We start from the raw sequence: 7,383 nt of genomic DNA, 5'->3' as shown, positions 1-7,383 counted from the left end.
TCACAGTGTTTCGGTGGTTATAGCGTCAGGGAAACGCCCGGTCCCATTCCGAACCCGGAAGCTAAGCCTGACAGCGCCGATGGTACTGCAACCGAAGGGTTGTGGGAGAGTAGGACACCGCCGGACTTACTTCAGGACAGGGTCCTGACCAGGGTCGAGAACCTCTGACAGGTTCTCCCCGGTCAGGGCCCTGTCTCTTTTCATGTCCGAGGACGGACTACAGTGGTCCGTTGGCGCGCCCAGAGGGTGTCGCCGGTATCGAAACTTTTTCAATAGTGGCAGGAGGCCAGGTGTCCGAGTTCGGTCGACGTGACTCAGATGATGGCGCGTCCGGCCGGTCGGGCCGCCGGGACGAGAGTCCCCGCGGAGGCCGGTCTGACGCGCAGCGAGGTGACCGGCGTGGTTCCGCCGGCGGCAGCCAGGACCGGGGCGGTCGCGATGGCGGCTACCAGGGCCGCCCGCGCCGTGACGACCGCGGTGCCCGCGGTACGAGCAGCTATCCCGGCAAGCCCGCGCGCAGTGGAGACGGTCCCCGTGACCAGCGCTCCGGCGGCAGTCGGTTCGCGGGCCAGGGGCGTGACGAGAACCGCCCGCGCTACAACAACGACGATCGTCGCGGCCCTGGTGCCGGCGACCGTCGTGACGACCGGTCCGGTAGCCGCGACAACGACCGTCGTGGCGGCTACCGCGGCGGCGACAACCGCAGTGACAACCGCGGCGGCGATCGCGGTGGTTACCGGTCGGACAACCGTGGCGGTGACAACCGGGGCAGTGACCGCGGTGGGTACCGTTCCGACAATCGCGACAATCGCGACAGCAGGGACAACCGCGGCGGAGACCGTGGGGGTTACCGCGGCGGCGACAACCGCGGCGACAATCGTGGCAGTGACCGCGGTGGTTTTCGGTCCGACAACCGCAGCAGTGAGAGCCGGGGTGGCGACCGCGGCGGTTACCGCTCTTCCGACAGCCGTCCCGAGCGTCGCTACGACAACCGTTCCGACAATCGCTCGGAGAGCCGTTCGGACAACCGTTCCGAAGGCCGGTACGAGAAGCGCTCCGACAGCCGCCCGGCCCGTTCCGGCTACGGCTCGGACAACCGCGGCCGTTCCGACGACCGCCCGTCCGGCAACCGCTACGAAGGGCGCCCCCAGGGCAAGTCGTACGGCGACCGTGACAACCGGGGTGGCAGCGACGACCGTCGTCCGTCCTACCGCGACCGTGACGACCGCGGTGGTTCACGTTCCGGTGGCTACAACAGCGACCGCCGTGACGACAATCGCCCCTCCTCGGGGGACCGTCGTCCCAGCGGCGGTGGCTACGAGCGCAAGTCCTACGGCGACCGCGACAACCGTGACAACCGCGGCGGCGGCTACCGTCCTTCCGGCGACCGGCCCGACCGCAGGCTTTCCTCCGACCGCCCGGAGAAGCGCTACGACGACAAGCGCGGCGACTCCCGTGGCGACGAAGGCCGGTTCGAGCGCAAGCGCGACGACCGTCCCCAGCGTGACCGTTCCGAGGGCCGCAAAGACTTCCGCTCCACGCCTCGCACCGACGACAGGCCCGTCGACGACGAGACCATGGCGCGCGAGCTGCTGTCGGCTCCGGAACTGCCTGAGGGCATCGAGTTCTCCGAACTCGACGAAGAGGTCCGCCGTGAACTCCGCACCCTGCCCAAGGCGCTCGCGGAAACCGTCGGCAAGCACCTCGTCGCTGCGGGCGGTCTGATCGACGAAGACCCCGAAGCCGCGATGGAGCACGCCAAGTACGCGAAGGCCAAGGCGTCGCGTGTCCCGATCGTCCGTGAGGCGCTCGGCCTGGTGGCCTACCACGCGGGCAACTGGTCGGAAGCCCTGTCCGAGCTGCGGGCCGTCCGCCGGATGACCCGGTCCGACGAGCACATCGCCATCATCGCGGACGCCGAGCGCGCCATCGGCCGCCCGGAGCGGGCGCTCGACCTCGCGAAGGAGGTCGACAAGGAGCGTCTCGGCAAGGCGACCCAGGTCGAACTCTCGATCGTCGCCGCCGGCGCGCGCCGTGACCTCGGTCAGCTGGACGCGGCCGTCGTCTCCCTGCAGGGCGACGACCTCAAGGCGGAGAAGCGCGACCCGTGGAGCGCCCGGCTGTTCTACGCCTACGCCGACAACCTCGCCGCCGCCGACCGCAAGGACGAAGCGATCCGCTGGTTCCTGAACGCGGCAGAGGCCGACGAGGAGGACGAGACCGACGCCGCCGAGCGCGCCGCGGAGCTCACGAATGGCTGACGCCCTGTCGGCCGGGTACGACGCGGTCCTGTTCGACCTCGACGGCACGGTCTATCACGGCAGCAAAGTGGTCCCGGGTGCTCCGGAAGCACTCCGGGCGCTCCGGGACCACGGCACCGCCGTCCGGTGGGTCACGAACAACGCCTCCAAGGCACCCGCGGAGGTCTGCGCGCATCTGGAGGCACTCGGACTCCCCGCCACCCCGGACGAGGTTCACACGAGCTCTCAGGCCGCCGCCGCCCTGCTGGGTGAGCGGCTGCCCCAGGGCGCCGTCGTGCTCGTCGTGGGCACGGAGTCCCTGTCCGCCCAGATCGAATCGGTGGGGCTGCGCACGGTCCGGGAAGCCGGTCCGGACGTGGCGGCAGTGGTGCAGGGTCACTCTCCGGAGAACACTTGGGCCGCCCTCGCGGAGGCGTGTCTCGCCATCCGCGCGGGCGCCTTGTGGGTGGCGACCAACGTCGACGCGACCCTGCCGACCGAACGTGGTCTGCTGCCGGGCAACGGGTCGATGGCCGCCGCCCTGCGCCACGCGACCGGCGCCGAACCGCTGGTGGCGGGCAAACCGGCACCGCTGCTGTTCACGACGGCGGCGAAGGACGCCGGCGCGGAACGCGCCCTGGTCGTCGGTGACCGGCTGGACACCGACATCGAAGGCGCGGTCGCGGCCGGGATCGACGCGCTCTGCGTCCTGACCGGTGTCGCCGACGCGGCCTCCCTGCTCAAGGCGAGGCCGGAGGAGCGTCCGCGCTACCTCGCGTACGACCTGTCCGGTCTGAGTGACCGTGCGGATCTGCTCGAGGTCGGCCCGAAGGACGGCTGGCGTGTCACCGCACAGGGTGACGTGCTCGAGGCCGAGGGTGAAGGTGACTCGTTGGACCTGTTGCGCGCGTTGTGCGCGGTGGCCTGGGAGTCGGGGATCACCGAGGTCCGTGGTGTGGGCGACACCGCCCGCGCCGCGCTCGGCGAGCTGCGCCTCGCCTGACCAGCGCTGCTAACTTGGTGGGGTGCAAGACCACTTCCATCCCGTTCCGCGGCCCCCGGTGCCCGGCCCGCCGCCGGTACAGGCTGACCAGTTCGCCCAGCAGGACACGGACCCCCGTGCCGGGGTCGACGAGGCCGTCGCCGGTCTCGATGACCTCGCTTCGCTTCCGCTCTCGGAGCACGTCGAACGCTTCGAAGCCGTGCACACCGAGCTGACGGTGGCACTGTCCACCATCGACAAGGTCTGACCGCGTGCCCAAACGCGCCCGCCTGGACGCGGAGCTAGTCCGGCGGGGTCTGGCCCGCTCCCGCGAGCAGGCGTCCGCGCTGATCGCCGAGGGCAAGGTCAGCGTGCGCGGCATGGTGGCCACCAAACCCGCGACCGGCGTCGAGTCCGGTGCGCCGATCGTGGTGCGCGACGGCGACGATCCGGGCTGGGCCTCGCGCGGCGCGCACAAATTGCTCGGCGCGCTCGAAGCCTTCACCCCGCAAGGTCTTTCCACCGAAGGAAAGCGCTGCCTCGACGCGGGTGCCTCGACCGGTGGCTTCACCGACGTCCTGCTGCGCAACGGCGCCACCACGGTGATCGCCGCCGACGTCGGCCGTGGCCTGCTGGACTGGCGCCTGCGCACCGACGACCGCGTGGTCGTCCTCGACAAGACGAACGTCCGAAACCTGACCCCGGAAGACCTCGGCGGACCGGTCGATCTCGTGGTCGGGGACCTCTCGTTCATCTCGCTCAAACTCGTCCTGCCCGCGCTGTCCACCTGCGTGCGGGACGGCGCCGACCTGGTGCCGATGGTGAAACCCCAGTTCGAGGTCGGCAAGGACCGGCTCGGCAGCGGTGGCGTCGTCCGTGACCCGGAGCTGCGCGTCGAAACGGTGCTGGGCGTGCTCGCCGAGGCCGAGAAGCTGGACCTGAGCCTGCGCGGTGTCGTGGCGAGCCCGCTTCCCGGGCCTGCCGGGAACGTCGAATATTTCGTCTGGCTTACCCGCGGGGCGGGGGAGACCGTCGGCACCGACGCCGAACGGCTCGTCCGGACCGCAGTCCTGGAGGGACCCCAATGAGCGATCGCGAGGTGCTGCTCGTCGTGCACCCGGACCGGGACGCGACCCGGGACGCGGCACGCGAGGTTTCGGCCCGTTTCGCCAAGGCCGGTGTGCGGCTGCGGGTACTCGACGAGGACGTCCGGGAGATGCTCGAGGCGGACGGCGGGATCGGCGCGCCCTGCACGGTCATGGCACCGGAGCAGGATCCGGCCGCCGGGACCGAGTTGGTGTTCGTGCTCGGCGGCGACGGCACGCTGCTGCGGGCCACCGAACTGGCGAGGCCGAACGGTGTCCCGGTGCTCGGCGTGAACCTCGGCCGGGTCGGGTTCCTCGCCGAGGCCGATTCCGACAAGCTGGCCGACACCGTCCAGCGCGCCGTCGACGGCGACTACCAGGTCGAAGAGCGGATGACCGTCGACGTGGCGGTCACCGTCGACGGTGAGGAGACCGTCCACACCTGGGCGCTCAACGAGGCGAGTGTCGAGAAGAGCTCGCGGGAGCGGGTGCTGGACGCGCTCATCGAGGTCGACGGCAGGCCCGTGTCGTCCTTCGGCTGCGACGGTGTCCTGTGCGCCACTCCGACCGGCTCGACGGCTTACGCGTTCTCCGCGGGCGGACCGATCATCTGGCCGGACGTCCAGGCGCTGCTGGTGGTGCCGAGCAACGCGCACGCGATGTTCTCCCGGCCGCTGGTCGTCTCCCGCGACTCGGAGATCACCGTCGTCATCGATCCGGACGGCTCGCCTGCCGTCCTGACCTGCGACGGATCGCGGACCTTCGATCTTCCAGCCGGCGCGGCCGTGCGGGTCACCTGCGGCAAGGTGCCGGTGCGCCTGATCCGGCTGTGGGAAGGCCCGTTCACCGACCGGCTGGTGCACAAGTTCTCGTTGCCGATCAAGGGCTGGCGGGAGCGACACGCCCGCTGACGGATGAGATGAACGGGGCTTTCATCTCAAAATTCGCCATGAAAGTCCCGTTCATCTCATGGCGGGTGCGGGAACCGTCGGGGTGGGCCGCTACGGTGGGCGTCGTGCTGGCCGAGATGCGCATCCAGGGCCTCGGAGTCATCGAGGACGCCCTGCTGGAACTGCACGCGGGCTTCACCGTGGTCACTGGTGAGACGGGTGCGGGCAAGACGATGGTCGTCAGCGGGTTGCACCTGCTCTCCGGCGGCCGAGCCGAAGTGTCCAAGGTGCGAACAGGAATGCTGAAGGCCTTCGTGGAAGGCCGATTCGAGCTGGGCGGCGCCGAGGGCGCCACCCGGATCGTCACCGACGCCGGGGCGGAGGTCGACGAGGACGGCAGCGTCATCGCGCTGCGCGCGGTCTCGGTCGACGGCCGGTCACGGGCCCACCTCGGTGGCCGTTCGGTGCCGGTCGGTGTGCTGGCCGACCTGTCCGAGCAGCTGATCGCGGTGCACGGGCAGAACGATCAGCTGCGCCTGCTGCGGCCCGCCGAGCAGCGTGCGGTGATCGACCGGTTCGCCGGCGAGGCCGTCACCGAACCGCTGGAGCAGTACCGCGCGGTCCGCGGCGATTGGCTCGCCGTCGTCGCCGAACTGACCGAACGGTCCACGCGCTCCCGAGAGATGGCCCAGCAGGCCGACCTGTTGCGGCACGGTCTCGCCGAGATCGACGCCATCGCTCCGGAACCCGGCGAGGACACCGAGCTCACCGAGCAGATCAAACGGCTCGCCGCCGTCGACGAACTGCGTGCCGCGTCGAGTGCGGCGCATGCCGCCGTCGCCGGTTCGGCGGACGGTGACCCGGACGCTCCCGGTGCGCTGGGGCTCATCGGGGAGGCGACACGCCACCTGACCGGGTCCGAGGACGCCGTGCTGCGTGAACTCGGGCCACGGCTGGACGAAGCCTCGGTGCTGTTGTCCGAAGTAGGCACCGAGCTGGGCAGCTACCTCGAAACGCTCGACGCCGACCCCGCGCTGCTGGAGAAGGTCCTCGCGCGCCAGTCCGACTTGAAGCGGCTCACCCGCAAGTACGCGGCCGATGTGGACGGTGTGCTCGCCTGGGCCGACGACGCCCGTCGCCGGATGTCCACGATGGACACCTCCGAGGAGGCTCTGTCCGAACTGGCCACCCGCCGTGACGCACTCGCGGTGTCGCTCGCGGAACACGCTTTCCGCCTGTCGGAGGCGCGGGTCGAGGCCGCCGCCGAACTGGCCGAGGCGATCACCGCCGAGATGTCCGGGCTCGCCATGGGACAGGCGGAGATCGAGATCACCGTCGAGCGGCGCACCGTCGACGAGAGCGACACCCACGCGGTGAAGGTCGAAGGCAGGCTCGTGCACGCCGGGCCGGACGGCGTCGACGACGTCGAACTGCTGCTGCGCGCGCACAACGGCGCGCCGCCGCTCCCGGTGCACAAGGCCGCTTCCGGCGGTGAGCTTTCCCGCGTGATGCTGGCGATCGAGGTCGTTCTCGCGCACGCCGACACCGTGCAGACGCTGGTGTTCGACGAGGTCGACGCCGGGGTCGGCGGCCGCGCGGCGGTCGAGATCGGCAGGCGCCTCGCGCGGCTGGCGCGCAGTCACCAGGTCCTGGTGGTCACCCACCTGCCGCAGGTGGCCGCGTTCGCCGATCAGCATCTGGTGGTGGACAAGGGCACCAGCGGCGGAGTGACCCGCAGTGGCGTACGCGTGCTCGAACAATCCGAGCGCGTCGTCGAACTCGCGCGGATGCTCGCCGGAATGGAGAGCACCGAGACCGGCCGGGCGCACGCGGAGGAATTGCTCGCCGTCGCCGAGGCCGACAAGAGCGCGCCGGACAAGCCCAAGGCCCGCCGCGGCGGAAAGCGCAAGAAGGCGAAGTAACGGCTCCGCTCCTGCCACGGTCAGGTCGCCGCCGACAGCGTGAGATGAACGGGACTTTCATCGCAAAATTTGCGATGAAAGTCCCGTTCATCTCATCCGGACCAGGGGAGCGCTCGGACCGAGTAGTCACAGGGAGTGGCCGCCCACCGGGCCTGCCGCCAGCCTGAATTACGTTCCGAAACCAGGTCAACCCCTTCGTGGGACAGCCGACGTGGCGCGACCGGGTGTGGGTTAATCGGCGTGTTTTCTTCGGCGTGGCGGACG

Annotated in this window: 6 protein-coding genes and 1 rRNA gene; all 7 read left to right on the top strand. The window is 70.4% G+C overall.

Going from position 1 to position 7,383, the window contains the following annotated elements:
* Window positions 1-9 precede the first annotated feature (9 nt).
* Window positions 10-126, top strand: a 5S ribosomal RNA gene (gene rrf, locus ACM6LU_RS35555).
* Window positions 127-290: 164 nt separating this feature from the next.
* Window positions 291-2,261 (top strand): hypothetical protein, encoded by a 1,971-nt coding sequence (locus ACM6LU_RS35550; protein ID WP_414942238.1) that lies wholly within the window; start codon window positions 291-293, stop codon window positions 2,259-2,261.
* On the top strand, window positions 2,254-3,243 hold the full coding sequence (locus ACM6LU_RS35545; RefSeq protein WP_414942237.1) for an HAD-IIA family hydrolase: 990 nt from the start codon (window positions 2,254-2,256) through the stop codon (window positions 3,241-3,243). The genes ACM6LU_RS35550 and ACM6LU_RS35545 overlap by 8 nt, the downstream gene beginning before the upstream one ends.
* 22 nt (window positions 3,244-3,265) lie before the next feature.
* A complete protein-coding gene (locus ACM6LU_RS35540) occupies window positions 3,266-3,490 on the top strand; it encodes a hypothetical protein (protein ID WP_414942236.1) in 225 nt (74 codons plus the stop codon).
* A 4-nt stretch (window positions 3,491-3,494) separates the two neighbouring features.
* Window positions 3,495-4,310 carry a TlyA family RNA methyltransferase gene (locus tag ACM6LU_RS35535; protein ID WP_414942235.1) on the top strand — a complete coding sequence of 272 codons (816 nt, stop codon included), beginning with the start codon at window positions 3,495-3,497 and terminating at the stop codon, window positions 4,308-4,310.
* Window positions 4,307-5,218 (top strand): NAD kinase, encoded by a 912-nt coding sequence (locus ACM6LU_RS35530; protein WP_414942234.1) that lies wholly within the window; start codon window positions 4,307-4,309, stop codon window positions 5,216-5,218. The genes ACM6LU_RS35535 and ACM6LU_RS35530 overlap by 4 nt, the downstream gene beginning before the upstream one ends.
* 104 nt (window positions 5,219-5,322) lie before the next feature.
* Complete coding sequence (gene recN / locus ACM6LU_RS35525) at window positions 5,323-7,119, top strand: DNA repair protein RecN (RefSeq protein WP_414942246.1); 1,797 nt, start codon at window positions 5,323-5,325, stop codon at window positions 7,117-7,119.
* Window positions 7,120-7,383: the final 264 nt, after the last annotated feature.

It is taken from the genome of Amycolatopsis sp. cmx-11-51 (assembly GCF_047608665.1).
Classification (GTDB): Bacteria; Actinomycetota; Actinomycetes; order Mycobacteriales; family Pseudonocardiaceae; genus Amycolatopsis.
Note: the sequence above shows the minus strand (reverse complement) of the source record. Positions and strands in the feature narration are given on the sequence as shown.